We start from the raw sequence: 25,212 nt of genomic DNA on the forward strand, positions 1-25,212 counted from the left end.
CCCCACCTTTCTGAAGAGAGGCTACCGCTTTGTGTCGAGGACGGCTCCACGATGAACCAGCTACGGCTTGCCTTTCCGGACTGTTCATCAATGATCCTAAGCGGAGCTCCTTTTGCTTTCACAGCCGCGAGCTTCATCTTCGCGTCTGGGGTCCCAGAACAGTATTGGTCGTGAATCGACTGTAGATTCTTACTAATTTTCGTCCCTATGTCTTGCGCCGAACCGTTAGCAGAGGCAGATGACCCGGGAGATGCGCAACTGGCCAGCATGAGAGCGCCAAAAACAGCCACTCCGATAGAGAAGGACGAACTTCGCATCAGCAATTATTCCTTTATAAAACCTGATTTCTGAAACCACCAGCCTGCGCAGCTCTTTGCATCGGTATGGTGGAACAACTTGTAACCGCGTTATACCACCTTTCAACCTCTTTTCCTGCTTTATGCGCCACAAGATAGCTCAATCAGATGCCCAAGCGGACTTTTTAACAGACACTATCCCCAGTGCGGCGCAGGCCTGAGTAAGTGGATAAGCCTGTTTGTCACGCACATGGGCTGCGGAATATCGAGGCTTGCGGCCCGTCTAGCTCAGTGAACGACGACTTTCGTGTTTTCAGCTGGAGGGCGCGTCGCGATCGGTAGCTGTCACACGAGGGCCCTTGGCAAGCCGCGACGCCGCAGCACATCGGCCTTGTGCGCTTGCGCCTCGGCGGATAGCTCGCTCCTCAGCCTTGCTGGCAAAAAAACTAAAGTACAGTGGCGCATCTCTCTAAAGATTGATGGCGCAAGGCTTGCGAGGACGTGAGAAATCAACGGCTTATCAGCGCGATGCGCTGCGTGTTCAACACGCGTTTCGCAGTAACGAAAGGACATTCGATGTACAAAAGGGACATAAGTGGCGAGAACTCGTGGCCACCGCTGCCCGCACAGCACCAGTACAGCCCATTCTTCGACTTCCTTGCAGACGCGCTCTTTCAACACCGGCAGGCAGTTGAGGCGGATGGACACTTCGCTCGGAACAGATTTTCACGAGCAGCAGTTATTGCGTCAGCGCTCAGCGTTGAGTGCTTGGCGAACTGCCTCATATTCAACCTCAAGTTGCCGGCCGAGGAGTTCAAGGATGCGGATAGGCTAAGACCTCTGGATAAGATTGCCCGCTTCTTCAAAGATGAGAGCTTGACGGGTTTTAGTAAAGGAGAAAGAACATCACAGCGATGCCGCGAATTGCTGAAGATTCGTGATGCATACGTTCATCCAAAGAACACTCCAAATGCAGCAGTTCTAGATAGCCTAAAGGATGCCGGCGAAAACTGGGCCGTACCTATTTCAATCGACTTGCCACTTTGGCCTCTGCTAGGGATTCCGCTGCCTCCGTTTGCATGGAACTCAAAATCCTCCGCAGTAGCTTTGGAAGCTGCTTTCCGCTTTCATCATTATGTACTCAGCAAAATCCAAGAGGCGGCGCGCCACGACTTAGCGGTTCTACTGGCTTCGCGTATGAAGCTAGATGAGAAATTGAACTTAATCATGCCGCTAGACGATAGCCTCATTGGAGAACTTCGAGCCGCGAACGACTACGGATTACATCTAGATAATCTCGGCCTCTCAGCTTGGCTCGGCTGACCATGCCGGGACTATCCCGCTGTACCTTAAGCTCTCCTAATAATGAGAATCCGAATTCATCATTCCATAATAATGGATATCCCAGGTATCAGAAGAAACCAGGCATCCACGGATAGAAAGATCGGGGCTAATCTCTAAATATCTGTGCGAGCCATCCCTTTAGAATTTTCCAAGCATATCCAGATACGCAAGCCACGGAGACCCGGAATCTAGGAAACCTGGGACGATTTTAAAAGCAACCTCGTTTGAGCTCAGCGATTAGGCCAATTACGGCCCGCTGCGGCAGCCATCTCCGCGAGGAATGGCCCGCTCTGCTGCGATGCTGCGTCTGGCTTTTCAAGCACGAAGTCTTCTCGATTCTTGCCTTCCAACCACTGTGGAGGCTTGCCACGGCCAGACCACGTCGCACCCGTCTCAGGGTTCCGGAACTTCGGGTCGGCCTTCTTCTTCTCTTTGGACTTGATGCCTACGAGCGGGAAAACCTGCTGAGACGTGAACCCAAACTCACTGACCAGCGCGTGAACACGACGGAGCGCGTCCGCGGATTCAGTCTTTCGTGCCGAAGCAATCTCGGCGTCGAGGGCAGCTTTTGCTGCAAGCAACTCTTTCAAATTCATAGGATCCTAGTGCTTCATGAGCCTCGTCGAGGCTCCACATTGGATTATGTGGCTTCACGCTGCTCGGAGGCAACGCGCGGCTGGTGATCGCCGCAAGTGCTACAAAAATCAGATGCATGAAGCTCGCTCTAGCGACATCACGAAGCAGTTGCAGGCTCACCTTAGTCTTCAGGACACAGGGCCCAAAGTGGGACTGCTTAGTCAGACGCAGGACACCTAGACACGTGTTCGTGCTGCTGAGAGTAGTTGTTACGGTAGCGCACGCGATCCTCGGCATAGGGTCGGAGGACTGCCGCTCCGTGCGAAAAGTATGGTGTCTCCCGCTTGGCTGCGCTCTGCCGACCTGGCGTGACGAAGTGCGAGCTTCGCTGCAACCGAGAATTCAAGCTGGATTGGTAGCTTGAGCCTCAAGGCTTAAGCAGGTCCCAACTCGGCCTGGTCCTGTTGTATTGCACAATACACACACCAGCTACCTTCGCTCACCTTCCTTCAGCTGGGCGTGCTCCTCGCTATGTCTAAGCGACGCTGGCAAACGGCCGTGGTGATCATCACCCTACGCCTGTTGCGTTGCCGGGCGCGCCTCCGCGCCAGGTAGTGCCGCGTGTCATTGCTCCGGTTTACGAGAGTCCGTAGCAATGCGAGGATCTTCGCAGGGCGCTCATTTAGCGCATGTCACACTTTGGCGAAAAGGCGTACCCAGGTTCTCCGCACGATAGGTTCCACTTGCTGTCGCATCCGGACCGTGCCAAATTGGCGTCCAGCACCTGGTGGTGCCGATCCACATTATTTCTGGGAGGCCAAGATGGCAATAGTACGACAAGGGCGGCTTCTGGCGCTGGCATTGGCCATTGGCGCGGCGGGAGGGGCCCAAGCTGAGTTGAGCAGTGAGCTGCAGGCTGAAAAGGATCGGCTGGAGGTCGAGCAAGCGAGACTCGCTGTCGCAAAGTCTCGCGCCGAATTGGCGAGCAGCATGGTTCCCAACCTTAAGGACTACAAGCTGGCGAAGCCTGATGCCCCTGTGGTTGATGCCACAGCGGCAACAATTGCGTTTCAGCAATCATCGGCGCTCGCCGCGAGGATTGCCGGGGAGGTCAACAAAGCGCTGGGCGATTTGAAGACGAAGGCAGTTATGCTGAACAGTGAAAGGATCATGGAGCTCATCTCCGCAGCCGACTCCGTAGGGGCTCGTCTCGATCTCGCGCTGTCCGCCGTGCAGTCTAGCGACAAGGATCTCCAGGACCTCATGGATGCAATTAATAGAGCTGGCGCACCTAGTACCAAAGCCCTCGGTGCGGGAGCCGCAGCGATACCTGCGGTCGTGTCCGCCTTCTTTTCCGTGGCATCGGCTGCAAGAACTCAATACGCGCTCAGCAGCAAGTCACACAGCGACCTGGCATCTTCAGTATTGAGGGCAAAGGTTGCATCGGCTCTGTCTGCCTCCGGATACAAGGTGTACGAACCAGATGCTTATATTCCCATTGGCGCAGACCTTCAGGTTCAGAAGCAATGGGCTGCGTTAGATCGAGCGCGAAAGGCAGCCAAGAACACCTTCACTGCTGCAGCCAAGCTCGCAAAGCAGCTTCGCGACGCTGAGGCCGAAGACCAGGCGGAGCTGCTCGACGCTCAGGCTAAGGTGCTCAACGGCGTCGTTTCTCAGGCAGAGAAGTTGATGGCAGATCTGTTGACCCCGGATGAGCACGGCGCTGTCGCAATGGTTGCCGCGCAGCGCGGCTCTTGGCTGAGATCCAGCCTTGAAGACACCAGCCAAGCCCCGCCCGTTCGCCTCACCGTGACAGCCCTTCTTTCAGCGACGGATTTGGTCGCGGCCGACGGTTTCGTGCGGGGGCTACGGATCGCGGTGAGCGGCAATACCATCGGCGAATGGAGCATCCTTACTCGCGATGGCCAACTAAGGACTGGGGTCGTCCAAGCATGTGCCCAGGAGGCTTCACGAGCGTGCGCGCGCGTTGTCCTACGCCCAGACGACGAAGTGTCCAGCCGATAGCCCAGGCCCTTCACCCTGGAGCAGGCATGTCCAAGTCTTGCCTGCGTCTTTGGCTAATTGCCGACCGTAGCGCGGGGCGAGCCGTATCAACGACACCTGGACCTCGTCGATTGACCATCAGCTGCAGCTGATGGCCAAGGAAAACTTTAGCGATGGGATCTCGACTCTCCATCAGAACACCGTCCAGCGAAAGCACTTGCAATTAGTACTATGCGACTAAATTCACCTGTCTCGAAGGTTTGGAGAACAAAAGGTGTAGCCGGGTGGAAAATTGAGCGTGCTTTTAGCAAACCCCCTCTCCTGCGACTATTTGGAATTTCCCACACTCACTACTCGAAATTTATGTCGAACCACTCACGACCAAACCAAAACCAATGACTTCTTTACAGGCTTCGCATCTTGTATTAACCTACCCGTATTCTTAGAAAGGAAGTCACATGGAGTCGCTCATCACTAAATCCCAGGCAGCGTATCAACTCAACATCCCTGTGCATCGCCTTGCCGAAATGGAGGAAAATGGAGAAATCGTTGTTCATATGCAAGGTGGCGAACCCATGGTCGACTCTTTCCATGTTTCGCGGGTAAACGGGCATGCTCAGCAAGTTCCGGAACTGATCCATTCGCAGGAGCTGCTGGCAAAATTCGAAGAGGCCACTTACTGATTTCTTGCAGTTGCAAAAGCCACCTTTCCCAAGGTGGCTTTTTTTATGTTCCCAGAGTCCGTGCAAGGCGCGCCAGTCTTGAATTCACTTTTCTTGGAGCGTCCTCAGTATCGTCTGGGTGCTCGATCAGGGCAGGAGCTTCGGCGTTCTCGGGCTGCAGCGTCTTCTCTGTTTTCACCAGCTGCACCTTCGCAGCGGTCGGCGACGCATTCTCGGGCACGGCGCGTGTCGTCGGCTTTGCCTCGGGCAACTCCAACAGTGGTTTCGCTGGACGAACAGGCTGAACTGGAGGATTCCCTGGAGATAAGGTAACTGCGTGCAGGCCAAGCAGTGCAAGTGACCTCAACCGTTCTGCCCGAAGGCGTGCAGGTGTATCACGCAACACGTTAAACAGATCCGGGTATGCTTCATTGAGCACGACCGGAAACTGTAAGAACGGAGTTTTTATTGCACCGCCCTCAACAAATGGATCAGGAGCACAAATCGCAGCCTGTAATTTGCCAGTCTGGATTTGTAGCCCAATCGAGGCAAGGGCCCGCAATCGCTCCGATCGGACTGAAGAAGGCATTCCCACCAAATGTGCTTGCAGGACTTGGAATGCCTCATTCAGAGCGACAAGAATCTTGACGCTCATACTTGCCCAAGAAGCCAGTAGCCCCGAGCGATCGATAACACCGGTTGCTTCGGGGACACAACCTGCAGTCTGGGAAATGCCTCCTGAATCCCCTCTCGGAAGAACTCGGTTCCCCCGCCGACCAGCACAATCACGTCCGGAGACATCTTCTCAGCGCGAAGGGACGTGAGTATAGAAGTTGTGGTTATCGACGCCAGGGACTTGCTTGCTTGCTCGATGTACGGGGAAATATCGACGCGCTGTCCAGCCACCAAAATAGAATTTTTTCCTTCACGGAAGGCCTTTTCAAAGCTCTCGACCGTGGGCTTCACCCCATGTTCCTCGGCCAATAAAATGCCTGCCTGCTCCAGCACAACCGACGACGCGTGGAGGCTTGTCCCGCTCGAACGCATCTGAAGCTGGCCATCAGCAATCAATACCCAGTCGTTGCTGAAGAATCCCGGGTCGATCACCAAAATTCTCGCGTCATCATCAATCTGCGGCTTCGCTTCGTCATCCTGGTCGATCATGTCGAACAGCCCACCAATAGGCTGCGCAACCACCTTCACCTTGGCAATCTCCACCGTTCGCTTAGGAGTAATGCGGTGCTTGCCAACAAATTTCTTCTCTAGGGCTGCGCGAAGGCTTTCATCTTTGTACTGATGGACAGGCAAACCGGTGACCAACACATCCACGTCCGTCATGCCTGACATCAGGAGGCCTGCATGGAACAATGCCTTATAAGATGGGCTATTCGCATACTCTGCATGTAGCGAACGTTCCCACATTGCAGCCTGGTCAGACGATACGCCCGCAACAAATGGCTCTTCACCCACCAGAACATGAAGGAAGTCGTCCTGCGCTTTCCCGTCGAAGCGGCTTCCGAAACGATCGGCAGGCGCCGCTCCTGCAGGTCGAATTGCAGTCTTCATGCCTTCGGCGCTGTCGCCAAAAGCCAATTTCAGATTCGAGTAGCCGATGTCAAGACCGATGACGTTCATTGCAATCCTTTGCACAATTAGGAATTGCAATTCTAATGCAATTTTTTGACGATTTATAGCTTTGTGGTGCACCAGTTTGCGCCCTGTAGCCGCCTAGTCGCCGTTTGGGGTATCACTCTTGTCGCCCCTCAGTAGTGCCGCTGTGTCTCCAGCCCCCCCGAGGCAACTCTCCGCCTCAGCACCTCGTTCCCTGGCTCACAAGGAACAACCTTGTGATGGTAGAAACCACCCCACATGCACCCTGATAGGCTGCATGTGGTCCGCAAGATTGAGGTTTTTGGCGGTCAGATTGCAGATGCTATCATCCATGTACCCGTTACCGGGTGCATCTGCCCTAGTAGATGCACCCGGTAACGGGTGGATGGGTGTTGCCAGAGGAGCGCAAACGTTTGTAGCCCTCGACAGCTCCTGGTAGCTGGTCAACGCTAACCCCTGGGTGCATCTGGGGGGTAGATCAGCCCACGGTAACTAGGCTCATGTGAGGGTATGAATGGAAGGCCATGACAAGGGTATTGAGTCGCTTGAGGAGATCGTCTCCGACCTGTACGACGAAGCCATGCGGATCGCTGATCACTACTGGGATGCGGTGACAGCTCATGAACGTAGGGCCACCGGGTATGAGTCACGAAGCGCACTTGAACTCTCGTGCGTCAAGCGCGGCAACAACCTTCAGATCGTGTGGAAGGGCATCAAGTGGTATGGCTCGAAAGCCAACCGCACCAGGACAAGAATTGCAATTGCACGCGACAGCAAGAACATGACGTACACCGATGCTGAGCTAAAAAAGCACGCCAAAGACTGGGAGTGGGAAGTCGTGCGAGAGACCGAATTGCAAATGCAGTCCATCCGACGACAAGCCCATCACCTAGTCAGGGCCATCATGTCCATACGTGCTGCAAAGGCTGTAAAGCGTGTTGCCGATGAGAAGCTGCTAAAGCTACGCGATGAGCGCTGAGACTTGACGCTGGCCAAAGCGACTGCCATCAGTTTTTGATTTCCGAATTGGGGATCTCTGCGTCGTGCCGTTGGGCGTTACTCATGGCCCTGGATACCGCGAAGTCAAAGTTCCAGTGCGGTAAAGTTCGTGGCATTTCATTTTCCATACCCAGGTCCGCGCATGCGTAAAACGAGCCTCTATCGGCCTGGCACGGGCAATGTCACAGAGGCCACTTTGTGAGGGCGGCAAAAGCCACCTCGCACAAGAAGTGCCGAGGCACACTTCTTTAAAGCAGCGACGTTGAAACTGTCAATGCAATCGAACCGCGTTTTCACTATTTCGAAATCGTCGAAACCTATCTAACCCATGGAGATCAGGTACTAGCGAAGCGTCATGGCTCAGTATGGAGATTTTGGTGTGCTGACCTGTAGTTCGCGCACAGGTACTCTTTGCGTACTGTCTCGGCTGCAGCTATTTATCAAGATTTCGCAGCGGCGGCTCGCAGAAAGTCAAATCATGGCGGCGGTTGAGCGTCACAATGCTCTTCTAGGAGTTCCTCATGGCTCTGTGAAGGTCTTAGGATTCCAGCGGGCAGTAGAGCCACCTAACCATGGCCGAAGGCAGGGGGTCTCTAGCTTTCGGTTTCACGGCTCACCTTCGTTCAAGGCATCGTGTCGAATTTCTGCATTCTTCAACTGGGTTTGGTCATGTCAACGAGCATCTACAGGTGTACGTCTTAATCTCTTTCGCGCTTCTGCGGTTTTGTTACCGATTGCCTTCTGTGACACCTTGGCTCTAGTGTACTGAGCGGCGTTTTCCGCCTTGCGGGCCGTCACACTCGACTTTCATCGTAATCCCACACTATGCCGAGTGGTTCGGCTTGACGTCTCCGGCAATTTCCCCGCGAAGCCGCGAGGACAGGATCTCAGTTTCGTATGCGCAACTGCTCCAATCGTTTTCACAACGCATGCCTCACCTCTACTCCCAGCAGTTGGACAGGATCACTCCCTGAATTCTTACGACGCGATCTTTGCTCCCGAGCGCCTATTTTCGATGTTGTTACTCTTCCGCCCCCTGGCGTCAACCGTTGCACCTGAGAACCTGGCGGCTCGTGAGCGGTAGTTCCTTCAAAATCATCCCCCTGCCCCAATAGCCCAAAACAGCCTCGTGTCTGTAGTGCGAAGCACTCAAGCCATGAATTTAGTCCAATGGCGGTTTTAAACCCCGTGGTGGGAGGTCATGTAATATTAATGGCGTAGGGTTGCGGCTCTGGAGGGTTGTTTTGTTTTCCTGCGTCGAGGATATTTGACCAAACGCCCTGTAGTCCTTAGCGAAGTTTTCCAGCGCTTAACGCATCTACTGGTTACCCCGTAACCTTAGTACGCGCGATCGCGAGGTTTCGTGCCTCGTGTGATTTCGACAAACCTGGTGAGCCGCCTCCAGGGCGCTACATTCTCAGAGCTGGCCGTCAATTGGACCTTCAAGCCATTTCCCATCTCATAGACATGCACCTTGAGGTACGCCAGTGCCAGCCAGATGGAAATGTTCAGCCTGCTTCTGCCAGCCTCACGCACATCTCATATGAAACAAGCCCGGTGCTCTGCACACGATCCACCACATACTGCGCCCGCGCCCGATGGATTTCAGATAGTGCGTGTACGAGTACATTGTTAAGCGCAGAACCACCAGGTGCAGGTTCGAGCGGATGGACGCATACCCGCATGCCTACCACGCGTCGCGGGCGATCTTGACCCGCGTCCTCAACCCTTGCGCAACCCACCGCAAGGGGACAAGACCAGTTTGTGGTTGCGGTAAGCTCCAGCTCGCCACGGTCGGTTGTTGCTAGGCGGAAAACGCCCTGCCTTATCCTTATCGAACCATGCGAAACAAGGTGCATAAATTTGCTTTTGCAACCAACCGAAAATTGAAGCGCAATCAGAGACGAAGCATTTTCCATCGACCAGGCGAGCAGCCATGAATCGGTGTCACCTGTGGATGGCTTGAAAAATTTTTACCCTAGCGTATGAGCCTTAATCCGGAATCCAGCCCTACTTCGCGCCGAGCGCGTCTGCTTGCGATCGTGGCAGTAGCACCAGATCGCCGGGTAATGTGTCAAAACCCGGGCTGCGGCCACGGCGTTTATGCGGCCATCCACGTGGTTGAGGAGCAAGGCGCCCTCATTGTTCTGGGCTCCACCTGCTTCGCGAAGCGATATGGAAGCACCAACGCACTGGGATTGCCGTCGTACTCTGCTGGTGGTGGAGGCGGTGGAACACTCGACGAGGCGGAGCGCCAAATGCTCATGGAGAACACAGCCGCGTTGATGGCGCTCTTCAAGGAACGCCACGACAGCGCTATGGCGCTCGCCGAGGCCAAGCTGCGCGCCCTGCGCGAGCGCGCGACCCAGCACCATGCTGTTCGGCGGGCGCAGCTCGCTCCAACATACACAAGGCCCCTGCAGTCCCTGCCACAGCATCCCTGGCCCTGGCAGCACCAGCAGAACACCTCGGTAGGAGTGGTTCGGGGAGCCGATGGTCAGTGCTGGGTTCGGGTGCAGCATCGCGACGGCTCGCAGAAGATTGCGCCGTGGCCTGTATTCGATGGCTGGGATGAGGCCCTCCCCCCCTCTGTGGCCGTGCCAGACCTCTCGCTGACGGCATACGCTGTGAAAGACGTTGTCATGGCCCTGCAGTGGCTCCGGGCACGGGGCTTCTCCGCCCCGGCAGTCAGTCGTTGGCCGGAAGTGCTCAGGATCCTCCCACCCGTGGACGAGTTGCCATAAGGTGTCTTCAGCGCAGCACGACCGGCTTGCAGCATCGACACAGCCATCTCCGGACGCGCGCCTCCTGCAGGAAGGCACGGCGTCCTTGGGTATCTTGGCAGGACCTGTGTCGGTACACAGGCTTCCCTGTTGACGTTCACCAGCGCCAGCCTCCGCTGGCTTCGCCTTTACTGTGCGATTGGAGGTATGGCTGACTGCCGGCAGGGCGACGACTTCCGGCCTGGCGTGCTTGGCTCCCTACCCGCGAGGACTGATGCCCAGGCGATCGGGCAAATCGTGAATCCCGCGCCGAGCACTGCCGCAGCCAGCGCTGCCCCTGATGACCGCCAGCCAACCGCCTAAAGCATGCAAGCCGCCCACGCAGATGCCGCGCCACGCGACGGCACCCATCCGCCTCGGTTCAGCGGCGCGCACAGCGTTTTCATCGTCGACGGTTGCATTGAGCCTGCTTGACCTTCGCAAGCGCTATTGCTTCCACCAGCAGTGCTCTCGTCTGCACTACGGCGAAGGCTTGGCGTCGGCGCGGCGGCTTCCAGCGCCAGCATTAGGACGCGCCTGGGCGGCACCAGCGCGATGCGCGTTAATGCCACCACCCTGCCCTATTCCCTTGCCTATCGCTCAATAGGCATTCTGGAACACGCATGCGTCAGCACTCTGCGGCTCGGGGAAACCAGTCTCGTAGATCGGCCACTAGGCCACCGGCCGTCACCTTGCCGTGGTACACGGCCTTCTCGATCGACGCATCAACGTATGGCGCAGAGATCGATTCACCCGGCACTATCTGGCACAGCAGCGCGTCGCGGTCGAAGTTTGCGTGCAGTCGGCACATCAGCGGACGGTTCCGGAAAATGCTGCATCGGTCGTCCTGCAGGAACGTGCACGGCTCACCGGAATGCCGGATCGGCACTACAGGTGCGTCCTGCAGGTCGCGTGCGACGACCACAGCGCCAGCAGGCTCGACCACTGGCTTACGGCCGATCGCGCGCCCAATAAGCGCTGCCTCTGCGTCGGACACCAGCACGTCCTGGTGGCAGCAAGCGGCACAGCCAGGGCGGCAAGCGACCTCAGCCGCCACGGCCATGCCGAGCCGGTCAGCGGCACGGTGCAGCCACACGATGGCCTTCGCGCGCGAGGGGGCGGTGAGCGCTTCGTTCACAAGGCGCAGGCGATCGCCATTTGCTGGCTGCAAGACCGCCTTGGCCCGAGCGTCCAGCGTCTCGCGCCCCGAAGGGCCGAGGACATCGGTCTCCCGCTCGCGCACGCGGGCGAGATGGGCAGCTCGATCGGCAGAGCTCCAGTTCTTCATCGCGGGCCTAGAAGCCGTACTCGCGCGCGCGCCAGCGGCGCAGCGTCTGGTAGTCGCACTCAGGCAAGTCAATCTCCCCGGCCTCGGCCGCGTTGATGATGCGATGGCCAGAGCCATCGTGCACCCGGTTGCCGTGCAGGAGGTAGAAGAACCAGGCGAACGGCACGCCCGTTCGGCGGTCGATCACTTGGAGCTTGTCGAGCAGCTGCTGGGCAGTGCCTTTTCGGGAGCTGACTTCGGCGAGATGCTTTCCATACGTCCACACCGGGACGATCGACAACTCACGCAGACCACGGGGACTCGGGTCCTGCCAATCGCTGGTCTTGAGCACCCAGTGCTGGCAAAGGCGGGCGCCGGCGCGGCCCGCGCTGCTGGCCTCCCAGTCCGAGAAAAGACGCCGTGCCTTACAGGGAAACTTGTCGTGGCCAGGATCCAAGTCCGCCAGTGACTTCACCCCCAGCGCCTCTTTGGTGTAACTGTCGCGGACATCGAAGAGGGTGGTTCGCGCGCGCTCGCGCTTGCGCTCCTCAAGCTCGTCGGCAAGGCTGAGAAACTTGGCCACGTCGATCACGCGCTTGACGACATAGCGCGGAGGCCCGAGGGGTAGACGTTCGTCAGCGGGTAGCTCATCGCCGCAGGCCTCATCGACCAACTCTTGCAGTGTGCGCGGGGCGGACCAGCGCCGGAGCAATTCGCAGTCCAGTGTCTCCTGCTGCATCTCGATCTCGATCTGCACGAAGCTATCCTGGGCTCCGCCTCGATCGAGCACCAGGTAGATCTCCGTCAACTCGGTCTTGGTCAGCCGCAGCTGCAGCTCGCGGAGCCGCTCATAGCTCTGCAGAGCGCGGGCACCGTCGGCCAGATACTCGCTGGTCAGCCAGGCAGCATGATCAGTCGATAGGACGAGCCCGTCCGCGCTGGCAACGCCGCGACGAGTGAGCCATCCGCCTTCGCGGCTCGTTGCCCACGCCACGGCAGCGAGGCCTGGCACTCCGCGTATGGCCACCATCAGCGCTTCGTGCTTCTCCTTGGCGCGAGGCGAAAGTGGTGGCTGGGCGACGGCGGCTACAGATTCAACCAAGCCAGGGATCTCTATCGTGTACTCATGCATTCGAAGTCCAGTCACGTTGGCAAAACAAGTAGATGCATTCTCACCGCCGCGTGCTTGGCTAGCGTGCGCACATCTGCGCCAGCTCGCCCGCACCCGGTCCCACGATGAGCGGCTGGAAGCTCTCCAGCAGCGCTGCGTCTGCTAGCGCCAGTCTTCCTTGACTTCTCGATGGGTGCATTGGCCTGCCCGTTCGTCCTGCCTGCGTCCCTCCAAAGCTATGCAGGCAAGCGCCAAACAGCAAACGAACAGAGCAGCAAGTGCTGGCCAAGCCGCTTCCCCAGTGAAAAACGAGCTCGGAGAGGCTTCGGTCGCCGCTAGGAAGCCGACCAGGACGCATCCGAGGCTTGAGATAAAGATGAGTAGGTATGCGCGCACCTTGCCTCCTACCGGTTGGCTGGCTTGCCCAGCTGGCCTTCTTCGATACCCTCGGCCATGCGCTCAAGCGCCCGCCACTCACCATAAGCGACTGCCCGATCGATCAGTGCCTCGGTGCTTTCGTCAGCGCCAGGCGGCAGGAGTTGGGCAGTACCGGTTCGCCGGTCAAAGCCCTGCTCCTCCTCCACGCGGGAAGCCCTGGCTCTGAGGTCTTCTATGACTGCAGATTTCGTAAAACGTCCCATTAGTTCTCTCTCCTTGGCTTCGTCGTCGCGCAGGTTAATCGGCATTGCTTGCTGATTCTGGCCGCGCAACTCATCAGGTTTGGGTTAAAAGAAGCGCCTGTTGCGCGCGCGGCTCACGGATGCTCGTACGAGCCGCGTGAAGGCAGCGCCAGCGCCTCTCTGGCTCTTACATTTCGCTCTGTTTGAGCTTGCGCAGAACAGCCCGATACTTGTCATGCAGCTCCGGCCAGCCTGGCGCTGGGCGCAGTGTCCCGGCATTCAGTCGTCCGCTCATTGCTGCAAGACGCACGTTGGGGTGCCCGGATGCCAGCGCCAGCCGGAAGAACAAGCAGGCCTATCACGCGATCGAGGACCCAGGGCTCGGCATGGCCAGGACACTCCGTGCACGGTCCGCCATCACCTGTGCATCGAAATCACCAGCCAGGTTGACAGCCCAGGCAGGGGGTTGCTTGCGGACGCCGTCTTTTGTGAAGAGTTCAACGTAAGCCGTCGTGGCCTCCAGGGCATCGCGCTGCTCTTCCAAGCGGGAGGCGAGTTGATCGCGCTCGCACATAAGTTCTTGTACGAGGGCGGCGTAATCACTGTTCGAAAGCTGGGACATGCTTTCCTTCTCCATATGCGTAAACCTAGTTGACGACCATGCAGTTCGTCCGACCGACCAAGCTGCAACCATGCAACGAATTGTCTACAGCCACGCTTTGGTGTCAAGGAAAAACGCATAGTTAACTATTGTTTTCTTGCAGAACAATAGTTTTATATCTATCGATCTTCTGAAGCGAGTGTGATATAAAACTATTGTTTTCAACAAGGATGCTAGTTTCATATCATGCGATCACTTCAGGAATTCGCTGAGACGATGAGGGAGGCGAAGAAGGCTCGCCGACTGACCGTCAACGAACTGGCGACCCGGACGGGGCTGTCCGCTCAGTCCGTGCGTCACGTGCTCGAAGGCGCCACCGCACCGAGGCTTACAAACGCCATGGCGCTGGCGCAGGAGCTGGGTTTCGAGCTCATGCTGGTACCCAGAGAAGCTGCGCAGTCGCTCGTCCAGCGCCAGCACGCAGGGCGCACCGTGGTGTCGGATGTGGAACGACTCATACCCGGGAACGCCCCGGGCACCAATCCCAAAGCAAGAGGAAATTGACCATGAGCAGCAGCGCACACATCGAATGGGTCCGTGACAATCGCGGCCTCGAAGCAGCATTCAGGGAGGCCTGCAGCGCCGTTCGCAAGCGAGAGGCCGAGGTGAACGACTGGTGGGAGTCGCGGTTCTTTGTGCTGCGGGTGTTGGAGAACGGCAGCAAAAAGCTGTGGCCCACGACCGAAGGCCACGTGAGCCGTGCATACGATCTGCAGGACTGCGATGAGGACGTACCCGAGTTCTTCTACTGCGACGAAGACGGCCAGCTCTACCCTGTGACGGTCGGCCAGCAAAGCCGCTGCAACACCGACGTCGAGGCACCTTTCTTGTACGCGGCTTCGGACATCGTGGCGAACGGCAAAGTGGTCGGCCAGGTCATCTACACGGACCACTAGGTCCTCGTTGCCACCTGTGGGCACGCAGCCCAGTCGCATGCAGGGTCGATTCGTCGCGTGAGCGCTACTCGGCCTGGGTCTCCCTTAGAGCGGCGATGGGATGGCCACGTTGGGGCTTACCGTGCGGAGGCGCAGGCCTGGACGGCAGTCGGTGGCTCGTATGCACGAGGGAACGTGCACGGAAAACTAAAAGGAATGGTCGAATGAACACCAAGGTCTGGAACCTGATGTACGTCGCGGGCAACCCTGCGATGTTCACGCGAGTGACAGCGAATGCCGACAACCCAATGAAGCGCGCGGAGGCTCTTGCCGGTGCCGAAGTAGTGGCCCGCAATGGCTGGCGCGCATGGGTGGAGCACCACGCGACTGGCAAGAGGATTTTCGAGAGCGCGCAGGAGCAAGCGCACCGCGCGACCCTCAGTGCTACCGATAGCGTGACCTGACGGGGCGACCATGCAGTACCGAGCCCTAGACGTATATATCGGCACCTCCAAGCGACGGGTCGGCCTCCTATACCAGTACGGAACTGGCCCTTCGGCGATCACGCGCCTTGTGCCGGACCTCAAGTACTGGATGGACGACACAGCCCCCCTCCTTTCAGCCAATGCTTGGGTGGCAGACCGCGCCGTTCGCGCTGCCTTCCTCGCCGAGCATGCGGTACAGCCCTTCTTCAACGGGGACGGGGAAATGCTCCCCAACTGGTTCCAGAACCTCCTGCCAGAAGGCCCCCTGCGCCGGCACCTGGAGGAGATCGGAAATCTTGGCAAGGGTGACCACTTCGGCCTGCTCAGCCTGTGCGGCACAGATCTGCCTGGCGCGGTATATGTGGAGCCCGCGCCTCTGGACCGCGCCAGCGTGGCGAGTGTTGTCACCCAGGACAACGACGCTCTTGAGATGTCCGTAGTGCCCGTGCCGGTACCCGAAGCCACGTCGCTATCCGGCGTTCAGCCCAAGCTATCCCTGATCCAGTCCGGTGGACGCTACGTGGCCAGGACAAAAGACGCCAGGGGCGTGCACATCATTGCGAAGCTACCCACCGTTGAGTACCCGCTACTGCCCCAGGTGGAAGAGCTGTCCATGCGCCTGGCTGCAGCGGCGGGCGTGCAGGTGTGCGAGGTCTCGCTGCAGCCCCTTGAGCACATCGACGCTGACCAGCCTTTTACTCTGGGTGAGGGCAAGCAATTTCTGTCCGTCCGTCGCTTCGATCGCGCGGGCCGCAAGCACGTCCATTGCGAGGATTTCGCGCAGATCCTCGGCGTGCCACCAGACCAGAAATACACCCACCCCTATGCTTCCTACGCGACCATGTTCTCACTGCTGGCGAACACCGAGCAGCTGGGGCTGGAGGCCGCGCACGAGCTGCTGCGCCGGATCGTCGTCAACGATTTGTTGGGCAACTTTGACGGCCACCTGAAGAACTTCGGTCTCCTGTACTTGGATGGCCGCACGCCAACACTGTCGCCGGCATACGACGTGGTGGCCTACGCGGCGTACCTCACGGGGCGCGGCCATGCGCTTGCCTTCTCCCCCGGAGGTCTGAAGCATGCTCGCGTGTCGCCCGCAGTTATCCGCCAGCTCTGCAACGCTGTGCCTGTGCTCTCCGAGCCCAAGCTGCATTCGATCGTCAAGGACACGGTGCGCCGTGCGCATGAGGCCTGGCCAGCCATGATCGAGGCCTCTGCCCTTCTCCCAGAGCAGAAGGTGAGGCTGCTCCAGCACTTTCGAAATACTCCCATGATCGCCTCCCTCGACAAACGCGCGGCCAGAGCCAACGCGGCAGCCAATGACTGAGACCTCTACCCAGACCTCGGCCCCGGCCACGCCGGTGAAGGCGCATATCGACCCAAGCTGGAGGCCGATCCTGGAAGAGATATGCCTGCTCAAGGATGCGCTGGACCATGCTTTTCGATGGCATGGCGAAGGCGGGAATGAAGCATGGATTGATGACGCACTTCGGCCGCACGGTTTAGACCTGCAGGACTTTGCCGAGGGTTCAAAGGAAGACGGGCCCACCTTTCCCGACCGCTTCGTGGCAATGCTTCTCGGTCGCGCGTTCTGTCGCCGCGACCTTCAGTCGAGCGTCCAGTTGATGGAGATCCCGCCATGGGCCGTTTTGGGCTGGGTGCGCAAAGACCTCTACAAGGAAACGCCATCCCTTCCCCGCGAAGACTTGGAGCTCAGGGCCCTCGCCGCCAACCAATGGGACGGTACCGAATCGTCCGTTGATGTCTGGACTGGGCTACCGCTGTACCTAGCGGGGGAAGGCAAGAACCGTACACAGCTTCAGCGCCTGGCAGGAGTGGATCGGCTGGCGCTGGTGGTCGAACACCGTTTCCCGGAAATACCAGGTTTCATCGCCTCTCCGGTGCCGTTCTTTCCATGGGCAGTCGCCATCCAAAGCGATACGCACCCTATTGAGGTCCTGCCGTTTCGCAAAATTACGGAGCAGCTTGTTCTCAAACTGGGCTTGAAGTGGGATCCGAAACCCTCATGGCGCGCGCTGACAGCACTGATGCAGCGGGGAGACCGCCCCCTGCGATTCCTGAGATGGGCTGCCCATGGCTGGCAAACACGCCCCGGACACGCATTGAGGCTGCGCCTTATTGCGGGGGATCGTAACTACGGTGGTACTCGACTTGCTGATGCGGTCCTTGGCGAGTATCAAACCCCGTCGCCATGACCCATCTCGCAACCCACAAATCACACAAATAGACCATGCGTCAAACCATTGCCAAGGCGGTCGCGCTCCTGCCTGCCATCGCTCTACTCCCAATGCAGGCCGCAGCCCAGTTCAATCTGCAAAAGCATGATGCATCCAGGCCAAGCAGCCAGGTCGTCACTCCACACGTACGCGCGGAACTGGTGGCGCATGCACCTGAAGGGGTCGCAGCTGGCAAGCCCCTGTGGCTCGGGCTCACCTTTACACACCAGCCAGAGTGGCACACCTACTGGACCAACCCTGGAGACGCGGGGCTCCCCACCGAGCTGGCGTGGAGATTGCCCCAGGGCATGGACGCGGGGGCCATCGCATGGCCTCTGCCCAGCAAGTTCCCGCTTGGAAAGCTGGTCAACTACGGATATGACGGCTTTGTGCTCCTTCCCGTTCCTGTGTCCATCTCCTCCGCATTCAGCCCTGGCCAGGCCGCCGAGGTGGACGTCAAGCTGCATGCCACCTGGCTGATGTGCCGGAAGGAGTGCATCCCCGAGGAGGGCGATTTCGTCCTGCAGCTGCCCGTGCGCTCTCCTACGGTCGCTCATGCAGCGGCCTTCGCGGCAGCGGCGAAGGCCATGCCCCAGCCACTTCCCAACGGCGCAGGCACTATGGCGCGGGTGAACGGCGCCCACCTGGAGGTCGAGGTCGCAGGACTTCCATCGGAGCTTCGCGGAAAGGATCTAGAGGTCTTCTCCGAAGTCCCTGGCGTGGTCGAGACAGCCGCACTCAGCTCCCAGCGATGGCAAGGCAAGGTATGGACTGCCCGCCTCCCGTTGGCCGCGCAGCGCAGCGCCAGCCCCAGCCGCATGCCTTTCGTACTCGCCCATGGCGGCAAAGGATGGCGAGCGGATCTGGGAATGCAGGGCGGATGGGCCAGCTCTGCAGCGCAGGGCACTTTCCGGCCCTGAGCGACCACACGGGGCGGAGTTGCTGGACAAAGCAACTGGGCAAGGCCTCGTCCGCCTGAAAAGGGGTAGGTTGTGCGGCCGACCAGCTGCCGCCACGCCAACCACAGACTCTTCAGCCTTCAGGTGAGGTGACACCACCCATGTCAGCTACGACGCGTCCCCCGGCTTGGTAGCCTTGCGCACGATTGAGGCTGTGAAGGCCTGGATGCTCGGAGGTGGATCCATCGGTCGAAAAATTTCTGAGCTCGAAAACTGCCAATACGCACGGCCACTTTTCCACTACGAAAGCGGGAGACGATCCGAAACGGCACGTGCCAGAACGCTACACATATTTACGGGACTGTTCCCGTGCATATGGAGATACGTATGAAAGCTTTTCTGGCCCACCTGGTACGCGCCGCAGTGTTTGTTGTGCGGGCTTTACTTCACTGCGCCTGGTTTGCGATGCGGCCTGTGCTCGCGATGCTGTGCTATCTGCTTGCGCAGTACCTCGCCGCATTCGTGGCGTTCTGCGCTATTACTCTGATGCTCCGCTGACAATGCTGCTGGTCCGATGGCGCACCTCCTGACCGAGGTCGAACTTGGGTTCGACGTGCTTATCGCATCCCGCAGACCTGGACGACTGCAACCGGCCGATAGCAGACGGGCCAGTGCTCCGGTCTGGGATGCATACTTCAATCTGTGCGTTGCCGATGGAGGACGCGGGACAACGCTGTGCTGCAAAGAAACTGTGGTCTCACACAGGCTCTAACTTGCAGACTTCGGCCAACCGAATCCAGTTTGGGCGCGGTGCTATGAAAGGCTGGTGGTCGGGGGGAAGGACGAAGACCTCACGATTTCCGAACTTATGATGCGAACTCAGCACCTGTCTATACACGTTATAGACGTGAATACTATTCGCTACGGGTCGGACAAGGTTGAAGTACATCACGATCGCGACTACGCGTCCCGTTCCGCGCAAGAACTCGCCCGCAGCTTGCTCCAGCATCGGAATCAGATGATTGATGTCGCCGTCTGGTGCCCAGGACTGCGGAAACTTGAGGAAAAACGCCCCCATCTCATCTTCTGGCAACTGGGTGCGAGCCGCCTTGAGAGTGTTAAGAATCGAGCTCTTACTTGGGGCGAGGTTGCTCTCAACTCTGCACTTAACGTCCGCGCACACCTCCCCGGATGGCGTCGCGATCTTCAGATCGTAGCTGCTGCCGCGCGGGCCACCAGGTGTCACGTAATTGAACTTCACGCCCGCCAAAGCGAGTATCTTGCCCACCTCCAGCTCTGCAAATCGATCTTCAATGTGACCAACGCTCATCTCCTGCAGGACATTTTTCAAACCCGGAACTTCCTGGAGGTTGAGGATGGTCTCAGCGAGATCAACGACACGCGCCCGATGTAACGACTCATCCCCAGCCTTGGCATCGAGATTGCGGAAGAAGGGCGACTTGTCGTCACTAGCTAGCACGTGGTGCTCCAACCAGTCGCTGCCGAAAGTCGTGCTCAGCACCCTCAAGGCAAAGGCGTAAACATGGTCTGCCCATGATGCTTCAGGAAGGGCCTCATGTACCTCCCGTGCATGCTTGCGAATCTGTTCGAGCATTGAGTGCTGCAGCGTTGTCATGTCATTCCCTAGTACAGAGCAAATGGACATTTTGCTCGCTGCTGCTTGGACTGAGTGAATCCGACTGCGAGAGGTCAGATGGCTATCTCATATCCATGAGTCCGTTCTTGGGTGCTAAAAACAGCTGGCGCTGTCCCTCTTGACGCTGACAGCTCCCCAGTCGTGACAAAGGTCGACGCAGGCGATGTCTGGATCGTTGACAAAGGCGAACCCATTCCGTTCGGTCAAAAGAAACTGCGGCTCATCCTGAAGCGGCATTTTGCTGCTGGCGGCTCAGTGCTTGTGACGATGCACCAGTCGCCCGAATCTGCGCTTACCCAGGCACTTGCATAGAATCCGACCAGCTCGAATGTGCGCCGCGCGATGGTGACGCGCTCGTGCTTCCGACCGATGCGGTGACCATAATGACCGGCCATACTTTGACCGGGTAGCATCACGTCCTGAATGACACAGGGAGCCACGTGGAAAGTACCGGCATCGATACAGTGAGAGAGGTAGCCTCCCACCCGGGCAAGCACGAGCTCGCCGCGAGTATGTGGGACTATCTTGCGGGGATCGACAGCTGTGTCATCGCACCAGCGGCGGATTCAACGGGCTCGATACGGGGCGATCGGCTGCACATCCAGTGGTGGATTGATCCATCGGGCAAGTACTTCGCCGTCCAAGCACTCGACACAATGGACGCAAGTCATTGGGAGGTGTTCCATGTGCCTGTGGCTGAGGACAAGTGCGTCGCAGGCTGCCGTTTGAACTGGGAGGCGGCTGCGGGTCGGTCGCTGCTTCCTTCCCTGTGGAAGAAGGTCTTCAACCCTGTGCTCGGAGCGCCTCTGGATGGTGCGCGAATCCCCACGTTCACGGACCTGCTCGCAGCTGGATGCTCCCAGAGCGGAGTCACTGCAGTCCTGGACAACCGCAGTGCCATTGCCCACCTGGAAAGCGAAGTGGAGTACTGGACACATCTTTCCAAGACCCTGTCCAAGCTTCCCCAGCGCCAGCGCCGGATCCATCACCAAAGCCAGCCCAGCACCGCAGTCTCCGTGCCTGAAGCACCGCCAATGGAACCCGAATTGACGCTTGCTGACATCGACGCTTGGGCTGCGGCAAACATGGACCGGATCACCATACTGCCGCGCGCCATCAGCGCCACGAAGCGCAGCCCCTACGAAAACGCCGCATTTCTCTACGATTGCCTGGAGTTGCTGGCGACCGAATACACCCAGGTCAAGACTGGCGCGGCCGACCGCTTCGCGTTCAAGGAGAAGGCCGATGCGATGGGGCTGGACTATGGTGGCTCGGTCGATCCGACAAGAGCAGGGGAGCGCGGAGACCAATACTTCATTCGATGGAGGGGTCGCCGACGATTCCTCGACCAGCACATCACCAAGGGGAGCGCGCGAGACCCCCGCTTCTGCCTACGGATCTATTTCACGTTCGACGAAGATGAGCAGAAGGTCGTAGTCGGCTCCATGCCGGCCCATCTCGACACATCCAGCTCCTGAGGAGTCACCATGGCCGGAAAGAAGCTCACAAGCGACCAGAAGCGTGCTCTGCGCAAGCGCGAGGAAGAGAAGCGCAACCGCCAGCGCCAGCATGAGAGAAATCGCCGCCTGAACAGCATGGATGACCTGATGGTGACGGTAAGGCTTGCTGCGATGGGCGAGGTTGGTCCGGCGGAGGTTGAGGCGTCTGTGCTCAAGGTTTGTCAAGCCAAGTCGATCACTGCGAGCCTGAACGAAACGCGCTTCAAGTCCCGCGCCTGGGATCTGCTCCGGGATACCACTTCTCGCATGGTGTCGATGACACGTGGCCACATTGAATTGATGGAGCGGGAGATGGCCTTGCTGGGGCGCTTGTACATGATCGACCAGGAGGACCAGTGGTATGACGCCTGCTTCTTTCCCATCGAGACGGCCGTCGCATCGGACTGGGATCTGGCTGAGGTCTTTTCGAGCACCGCTCAGGAGATGGACCCTGCACCTCGCGAGGGGGCGTACTTTTTTGGACTACCGCTCCTTTCCAGTGCCATCCACATTGCGATTGCTGGCTCAACCGACCCCAGCGTGCCTGAGGAGGTCTACCTGGTCACTGCGAACGGCTGGCATGCAATGAACAACGCCGTCTGGCGCCGCGAGCTGATGCCAATCTTCATTCGGGGCATGGCGGCTCGGACAATTCTGAGCGAGCTCGATGACATCTCCTATGCCGCCGAGGTACTCCTACAGCGCCAGCCCCATGCTGATGACGAGGCTGCGGACAGCAGGCAAGGCGTCCCGGTCTTGGATCGTGAATCACGCGCAGTCGTTCGTTGCCTCGGAAGCAATCTCGTAGACGAAATGGACGCTTTCATCCAGGCCTCCGAAGGCATGAAGGCGGCTGCGCAATTTGCTGCCTACAGAGACGGGCTGGCTGCAGGCTTGCGGGAGGCTGCGGCCGAAGGGACTCAGCTCAAGGCGCAGCTAGAGCAGCTGAGGCGAGAGGTCAGCGATCTCCGAGAGCGCACTCCAAGTGCTGCGTGTCCGCCCGCCAACGACTCAGCCGCGACTATGCACGTCGGAGGCCAGGATGTCTCCCTGGCGCACCGCATGGCGCCCCTCTTCTCTTAGCGGCGCCGAGATCGCTGAGGAATGGCTCGCCAGCCCAGTGATCGAGATCCAGGAGCCGCCTGTAGCCAGCCCGTCGCGCGAGTACCAGCCAGAACGTGCCAAGTGCCCCGCCAGGCGCGCGTTGGAGACGTTTTCGACCTCGACAAGGTCGATGTCCTGCCGGGACTCACAAAGCTCCGCGATCAGGGCCTTGAAGAAGCCCAAGCCCTGCCAGTGTCCGTCCAGAGAAATGTCGGCAATCACAACGACGCGGCGCGCGCGGTGCAGGTGCTCTGCGGGAACGGCCGACGCGGCATAACGCGCGCCTGCCGACCGCCCACTGAGGCACCGGTAGTAAATGTGCACGCCATGCGCCATAAAGCGCCTGGACACCATCGGCAGATGAGCTCGCAGCTGCGCGTCGGCAAGGCCCTGCTGGAGGGCCGCGACAACGTCATGCAGCGCCAGCGCCAGCCTTTCAGGCAGCTGAATCATCTGCGTCTGCCCCCACGTCAGTGGCGGCCCCTGCGATGGCATGAGAAAGCGGGATGAGGCGCCCCTTGCCCGCCGCTTCCCCTTGAAAGTCATGCCACGATTGCGTCGCCAAAACAGGCTTATGGCCGTAGCTGCGTACGCGGCCCACCATCTCCAACATGGTCTTGGGCTTTTCGCGAGATAGTGGGTCCTTCGCATAAAGATAGGCCCCCTCGGCTCGGATCTTGTCCTGCCGCGAAGCCTCCTCGCGCCAGCGCTGAATGCTGCGCACGGCCTCATCATGTCGCGCCAGTGCCGAGTCGAGTTTCGCCAGCGCCAAGGCATCTGCAAAGGCTGTATTGCTAGAGGTCCGCCGCTCGATCAGCATTTCGCAAACCAGCAAAAATCTCTCGGCGGACGCTACCCTGCAGGCCTCCTCGATATCGACTTCAGCTGCGCAGAAGGCGGACATCACCACCAGCGCTGGGAACAGGTCCTGCACATTGTCTGGAGGCTTGGGGCTGTCGGAGTCTTCAAGCAATTTCGACAGGCCCCCCAGGGTCAGGTTCGAGTACGCGTGCAACGAAGGGCAAAGCGCCTTGATCTCTCCACCAAGCCGCTGCAGCCACACCTGGTCTTCTCCGACCTGATCCCCTACATACGCTTCCAGATACCCATCGAGTGCACCGGGTTGAGCGTGGGAACGGGCGACGGCAACAAGCTCATCCGCTCGGCGCGCTGTTGCGACTGAACGCGCAGCTCGAAAACTGGCCTGCAGGGCGTCCTTTACCGCATCGTGTAAGGCTGCAAGCGGCTCGGGAATCGCCCCTTTACCCAGTGGCTGGTGGCCATCCAAGTCCAGGTGCAGATGCATGAGCCGAGGGTCAGCACGCATCCAGTCGGGGATGTCCCGCGCGATCAAGAACTTTGATTGCTTGTGCCTGACGTAGGTCTGCCCCTGTTCAATGAAAGTACCATCCGATCCCGCATCCAGCACCGCATCCTCACCCCGGAATGACAGGGGGATGCTCAGTGGGCTCAGTTCGAAATCGAGTGGCTCGCCGTTTCTGGAATACGGGTAGCTGCTCAGGTCCTCGCGCAGGTCAAACCCACCGCCCAGTTGCGGCGATAGGAAGGCCATGATCCGCACCGGATATCCTGAAACACCGTGCTCAGCGAGCGAAGGAGCGCTGGACACTGAGATTGCCCGACCGCACATGATCTCGGCCAGAGCGTTAAAGATGGCATCGCTCTCCGCATCGAACACCACGGGCACGACGCCACCCAACATCCAGTTCTCGATCACGCGGCCAAGGCAGCGGCGCTCCTCATTGAAGAGCCAGCGGATGGCAAAACCATTCGGCATCCTCTTGTCTCGCTTGATTGCATCGGCCATGGGTGCGAAAGCCTGCGGGATCAATTCGTTCATCACGAACTGGCGTGTTATGGCATCTTTGGTGGTGGCCTGCTGGTAGGCTCCCTCTTGGGCCAATTCCTCGGTGTATCCCTCCGGCAAGCTGTTGACCAGCGTCTTCAGCACATGCCAGGAAAACGCACTGCCATCGCGGAGAACCGCAAACTCGTAGGGCGGCACGCCCCAATCGAGAAGCAAGGGCGTCATAGGCTCCCAGGGCGGGTTCAGGTATGCAGGGGTCTCATCGAGCATCAGCATCTTCCCCTGAGCCTCTGATTCTTTCCTCATCCGCTCAAAGGTGCGCTCAACGTTCGCATCCTGCGTCGCGGCATCCGCATCCAAGGTCGATAGTCGGAGGCCTTCCGCCACAAGTCTCGCGGCAGAGAGAGGAATTGAGGCGCACCTCGAAAGCTTCCACGCAGCGCCAGCAATGATCTGCGCCCGGGAAGGCAGCACTTCAGGCGCCGCGACGCCCTGCCCGCGCTTGACGGCCTCCTGGAGGTCATGCAGAGAGCGGTAGCCCAGCATTTGGGCCAGCATTCCCTGCGCCTGCATGAGGCTCAGCTTGCCATGTGGCCAGCACTTGATCAGCGTGCGGGAAATCTTCGTGAAGCGGCCTGAATCGAGGTCCGCCCGGGTGACTGGGATGCGCATGGTTCCTTCTTTCCGGTGGCGACGGAAATCAATTCGGGGGCTG

At 58.9% G+C, this 25,212-nt stretch carries 24 protein-coding genes; 14 read left to right on the plus strand and 10 right to left on the minus strand.

The features are described 5' to 3' along the window. Window positions 1-797: 797 nt before the first annotated feature. Window positions 798-1,619, plus strand: coding sequence for a hypothetical protein (locus KDK82_RS32545; RefSeq protein ID WP_143343596.1), 822 nt, complete (start codon window positions 798-800; stop codon window positions 1,617-1,619). 251 nt (window positions 1,620-1,870) lie between these two features. On the opposite strand, the gene KDK82_RS31285 is transcribed toward KDK82_RS32545, so the two are convergent. After that, complete coding sequence (locus KDK82_RS31285; protein WP_088167170.1) at window positions 1,871-2,236, minus strand: H-NS family nucleoid-associated regulatory protein; 366 nt, start codon at window positions 2,234-2,236, stop codon at window positions 1,871-1,873. Between the two features lie 802 nt (window positions 2,237-3,038). Between KDK82_RS31285 and KDK82_RS31290 the strand changes: the two genes are divergently transcribed. Both KDK82_RS31290 and KDK82_RS32550 read left to right on the plus strand, forming a co-directional pair. Then, window positions 3,039-4,241 (plus strand): hypothetical protein, encoded by a 1,203-nt coding sequence (locus tag KDK82_RS31290; protein WP_088167171.1) that lies wholly within the window; start codon window positions 3,039-3,041, stop codon window positions 4,239-4,241. Between the two features lie 437 nt (window positions 4,242-4,678). Next, complete coding sequence (locus tag KDK82_RS32550; RefSeq protein WP_143343597.1) at window positions 4,679-4,903, plus strand: hypothetical protein; 225 nt, start codon at window positions 4,679-4,681, stop codon at window positions 4,901-4,903. A gap of 43 nt (window positions 4,904-4,946) precedes the next feature. On the opposite strand, the gene KDK82_RS32555 is transcribed toward KDK82_RS32550, so the two are convergent. Both KDK82_RS32555 and KDK82_RS31300 read right to left on the minus strand, forming a co-directional pair. Next, entirely contained in the window at window positions 4,947-5,537 is a 591-nt protein-coding gene (locus tag KDK82_RS32555) for a hypothetical protein (protein ID WP_143343598.1), read from the minus strand. Then, on the minus strand, window positions 5,534-6,517 hold the full coding sequence (locus KDK82_RS31300; RefSeq protein WP_046983984.1) for a ParM/StbA family protein: 984 nt from the start codon (window positions 6,515-6,517) through the stop codon (window positions 5,534-5,536). The genes KDK82_RS32555 and KDK82_RS31300 overlap by 4 nt, the downstream gene beginning before the upstream one ends. Window positions 6,518-7,007: 490 nt before the next feature. Between KDK82_RS31300 and mobI the strand changes: the two genes are divergently transcribed. Both mobI and KDK82_RS31310 read left to right on the plus strand, forming a co-directional pair. Continuing rightward, a complete protein-coding gene (gene mobI / locus KDK82_RS31305; RefSeq protein ID WP_046983985.1) occupies window positions 7,008-7,472 on the plus strand; it encodes a conjugative transfer protein MobI(A/C) in 465 nt (154 codons plus the stop codon). A 2,278-nt stretch (window positions 7,473-9,750) separates the two neighbouring features. After that, a complete protein-coding gene (locus KDK82_RS31310; RefSeq protein WP_143343599.1) occupies window positions 9,751-10,236 on the plus strand; it encodes a hypothetical protein in 486 nt (161 codons plus the stop codon). Window positions 10,237-10,882: 646 nt separating this feature from the next. On the opposite strand, the gene KDK82_RS31315 is transcribed toward KDK82_RS31310, so the two are convergent. From KDK82_RS31315 to KDK82_RS31330, 4 genes are all read right to left on the minus strand, one after another. Then, window positions 10,883-11,542: a YkgJ family cysteine cluster protein gene (locus tag KDK82_RS31315; protein ID WP_179218028.1), complete on the minus strand. Its 660-nt coding sequence runs from the start codon at window positions 11,540-11,542 to the stop codon at window positions 10,883-10,885. 7 nt (window positions 11,543-11,549) lie between these two features. Then, window positions 11,550-12,653, minus strand: a complete 1,104-nt coding sequence (locus KDK82_RS31320; protein WP_088167175.1) for a hypothetical protein — start codon at window positions 12,651-12,653, stop codon at window positions 11,550-11,552. 383 nt (window positions 12,654-13,036) lie between these two features. Next, the gene (locus KDK82_RS31325) at window positions 13,037-13,318 is read right to left on the minus strand and encodes a hypothetical protein (protein WP_256974596.1); all 282 of its coding nucleotides are present in this window, start codon (window positions 13,316-13,318) and stop codon (window positions 13,037-13,039) included. 292 nt (window positions 13,319-13,610) lie between these two features. Beyond that, the gene (locus tag KDK82_RS31330; protein WP_143343600.1) at window positions 13,611-13,874 is read right to left on the minus strand and encodes a hypothetical protein; all 264 of its coding nucleotides are present in this window, start codon (window positions 13,872-13,874) and stop codon (window positions 13,611-13,613) included. A gap of 225 nt (window positions 13,875-14,099) precedes the next feature. Here KDK82_RS31330 and KDK82_RS31335 point away from each other — a divergent pair, with 225 nt between their 5' ends. The 7 genes from KDK82_RS31335 (at window position 14,100) to KDK82_RS32945 (ending at window position 18,967) form a co-directional block, all read left to right on the plus strand. Then, entirely contained in the window at window positions 14,100-14,417 is a 318-nt protein-coding gene (locus KDK82_RS31335; RefSeq protein WP_046983990.1) for a helix-turn-helix transcriptional regulator, read from the plus strand. A gap of 2 nt (window positions 14,418-14,419) precedes the next feature. Continuing rightward, a complete protein-coding gene (locus KDK82_RS31340; protein ID WP_088167177.1) occupies window positions 14,420-14,809 on the plus strand; it encodes a hypothetical protein in 390 nt (129 codons plus the stop codon). Window positions 14,810-15,012: 203 nt separating this feature from the next. Next, complete coding sequence (locus KDK82_RS31345; RefSeq protein WP_046983992.1) at window positions 15,013-15,252, plus strand: hypothetical protein; 240 nt, start codon at window positions 15,013-15,015, stop codon at window positions 15,250-15,252. Window positions 15,253-15,382: 130 nt separating this feature from the next. Beyond that, a complete protein-coding gene (locus KDK82_RS31350) occupies window positions 15,383-16,600 on the plus strand; it encodes a type II toxin-antitoxin system HipA family toxin (RefSeq protein WP_341765318.1) in 1,218 nt (405 codons plus the stop codon). Continuing rightward, window positions 16,593-17,489: a hypothetical protein gene (locus KDK82_RS31355; protein ID WP_088167179.1), complete on the plus strand. Its 897-nt coding sequence runs from the start codon at window positions 16,593-16,595 to the stop codon at window positions 17,487-17,489. Before KDK82_RS31350 ends, KDK82_RS31355 begins: the two co-directional genes overlap by 8 nt. A 35-nt stretch (window positions 17,490-17,524) precedes the next feature. Next, window positions 17,525-18,430: a protein-disulfide reductase DsbD domain-containing protein gene (locus tag KDK82_RS31360; RefSeq protein ID WP_088167180.1), complete on the plus strand. Its 906-nt coding sequence runs from the start codon at window positions 17,525-17,527 to the stop codon at window positions 18,428-18,430. Between the two features lie 366 nt (window positions 18,431-18,796). After that, window positions 18,797-18,967, plus strand: a complete 171-nt coding sequence (locus KDK82_RS32945) for a hypothetical protein (RefSeq protein ID WP_179218029.1) — start codon at window positions 18,797-18,799, stop codon at window positions 18,965-18,967. A gap of 199 nt (window positions 18,968-19,166) precedes the next feature. On the opposite strand, the gene KDK82_RS31370 is transcribed toward KDK82_RS32945, so the two are convergent. Continuing rightward, the gene (locus KDK82_RS31370; protein ID WP_088167182.1) at window positions 19,167-20,045 is read right to left on the minus strand and encodes a hypothetical protein; all 879 of its coding nucleotides are present in this window, start codon (window positions 20,043-20,045) and stop codon (window positions 19,167-19,169) included. A 533-nt stretch (window positions 20,046-20,578) separates the two neighbouring features. Here KDK82_RS31370 and KDK82_RS31375 point away from each other — a divergent pair. Both KDK82_RS31375 and KDK82_RS31380 read left to right on the plus strand, forming a co-directional pair. Then, entirely contained in the window at window positions 20,579-21,544 is a 966-nt protein-coding gene (locus KDK82_RS31375) for a hypothetical protein (protein ID WP_143343601.1), read from the plus strand. A gap of 9 nt (window positions 21,545-21,553) precedes the next feature. Next, complete coding sequence (locus KDK82_RS31380; protein WP_088167184.1) at window positions 21,554-22,648, plus strand: hypothetical protein; 1,095 nt, start codon at window positions 21,554-21,556, stop codon at window positions 22,646-22,648. Here KDK82_RS31380 and KDK82_RS31385 read toward each other — a convergent pair. Then, window positions 22,577-23,122, minus strand: coding sequence for a hypothetical protein (locus tag KDK82_RS31385; RefSeq protein WP_143343602.1), 546 nt, complete (start codon window positions 23,120-23,122; stop codon window positions 22,577-22,579). The two genes, KDK82_RS31380 and KDK82_RS31385, sit on opposite strands and share 72 nt — an antisense overlap. Next, complete coding sequence (locus KDK82_RS31390; protein WP_088167186.1) at window positions 23,106-25,169, minus strand: hypothetical protein; 2,064 nt, start codon at window positions 25,167-25,169, stop codon at window positions 23,106-23,108. The genes KDK82_RS31385 and KDK82_RS31390 overlap by 17 nt, the downstream gene beginning before the upstream one ends. Window positions 25,170-25,212: the final 43 nt, after the last annotated feature.

Source organism: Delftia sp. K82, assembly GCF_002193035.1.
Lineage (GTDB): Bacteria > Pseudomonadota > Gammaproteobacteria > Burkholderiales > Burkholderiaceae_C > Comamonas > Comamonas acidovorans.

Excerpts from the sequence above, each read along its gene's own strand:
- KDK82_RS31285 (WP_088167170.1), bottom strand. The coding sequence starts at position 2,236 with ATGAATTTGAAAGAGTTGCTTGCAGCAAAAGCTGCCCTCGACGCCGAG.
- KDK82_RS31290 (WP_088167171.1), top strand. The coding sequence starts at position 3,039 with ATGGCAATAGTACGACAAGGGCGGCTTCTGGCGCTGGCATTGGCCATT.
- KDK82_RS32550 (WP_143343597.1), top strand. The coding sequence starts at position 4,679 with ATGGAGTCGCTCATCACTAAATCCCAGGCAGCGTATCAACTCAACATC.
- KDK82_RS32555 (WP_143343598.1), bottom strand. The coding sequence starts at position 5,537 with ATGAGCGTCAAGATTCTTGTCGCTCTGAATGAGGCATTCCAAGTCCTG.
- KDK82_RS31300 (WP_046983984.1), bottom strand. The coding sequence starts at position 6,517 with ATGAACGTCATCGGTCTTGACATCGGCTACTCGAATCTGAAATTGGCT.
- mobI (WP_046983985.1), top strand. The coding sequence starts at position 7,008 with ATGGAAGGCCATGACAAGGGTATTGAGTCGCTTGAGGAGATCGTCTCC.
- KDK82_RS31310 (WP_143343599.1), top strand. The coding sequence starts at position 9,751 with ATGCTCATGGAGAACACAGCCGCGTTGATGGCGCTCTTCAAGGAACGC.
- KDK82_RS31315 (WP_179218028.1), bottom strand. The coding sequence starts at position 11,542 with ATGAAGAACTGGAGCTCTGCCGATCGAGCTGCCCATCTCGCCCGCGTG.
- KDK82_RS31320 (WP_088167175.1), bottom strand. The coding sequence starts at position 12,653 with ATGCATGAGTACACGATAGAGATCCCTGGCTTGGTTGAATCTGTAGCC.
- KDK82_RS31325 (WP_256974596.1), bottom strand. The coding sequence starts at position 13,318 with ATGCCGATTAACCTGCGCGACGACGAAGCCAAGGAGAGAGAACTAATG.
- KDK82_RS31330 (WP_143343600.1), bottom strand. The coding sequence starts at position 13,874 with ATGTCCCAGCTTTCGAACAGTGATTACGCCGCCCTCGTACAAGAACTT.
- KDK82_RS31335 (WP_046983990.1), top strand. The coding sequence starts at position 14,100 with ATGCGATCACTTCAGGAATTCGCTGAGACGATGAGGGAGGCGAAGAAG.
- KDK82_RS31340 (WP_088167177.1), top strand. The coding sequence starts at position 14,420 with ATGAGCAGCAGCGCACACATCGAATGGGTCCGTGACAATCGCGGCCTC.
- KDK82_RS31345 (WP_046983992.1), top strand. The coding sequence starts at position 15,013 with ATGAACACCAAGGTCTGGAACCTGATGTACGTCGCGGGCAACCCTGCG.
- KDK82_RS31350 (WP_341765318.1), top strand. The coding sequence starts at position 15,383 with ATGGACGACACAGCCCCCCTCCTTTCAGCCAATGCTTGGGTGGCAGAC.
- KDK82_RS31355 (WP_088167179.1), top strand. The coding sequence starts at position 16,593 with ATGACTGAGACCTCTACCCAGACCTCGGCCCCGGCCACGCCGGTGAAG.
- KDK82_RS31360 (WP_088167180.1), top strand. The coding sequence starts at position 17,525 with ATGCGTCAAACCATTGCCAAGGCGGTCGCGCTCCTGCCTGCCATCGCT.
- KDK82_RS32945 (WP_179218029.1), top strand. The coding sequence starts at position 18,797 with ATGAAAGCTTTTCTGGCCCACCTGGTACGCGCCGCAGTGTTTGTTGTG.
- KDK82_RS31370 (WP_088167182.1), bottom strand. The coding sequence starts at position 20,045 with ATGACAACGCTGCAGCACTCAATGCTCGAACAGATTCGCAAGCATGCA.
- KDK82_RS31375 (WP_143343601.1), top strand. The coding sequence starts at position 20,579 with ATGTGGGACTATCTTGCGGGGATCGACAGCTGTGTCATCGCACCAGCG.
- KDK82_RS31380 (WP_088167184.1), top strand. The coding sequence starts at position 21,554 with ATGGCCGGAAAGAAGCTCACAAGCGACCAGAAGCGTGCTCTGCGCAAG.
- KDK82_RS31385 (WP_143343602.1), bottom strand. The coding sequence starts at position 23,122 with ATGATTCAGCTGCCTGAAAGGCTGGCGCTGGCGCTGCATGACGTTGTC.
- KDK82_RS31390 (WP_088167186.1), bottom strand. The coding sequence starts at position 25,169 with ATGCGCATCCCAGTCACCCGGGCGGACCTCGATTCAGGCCGCTTCACG.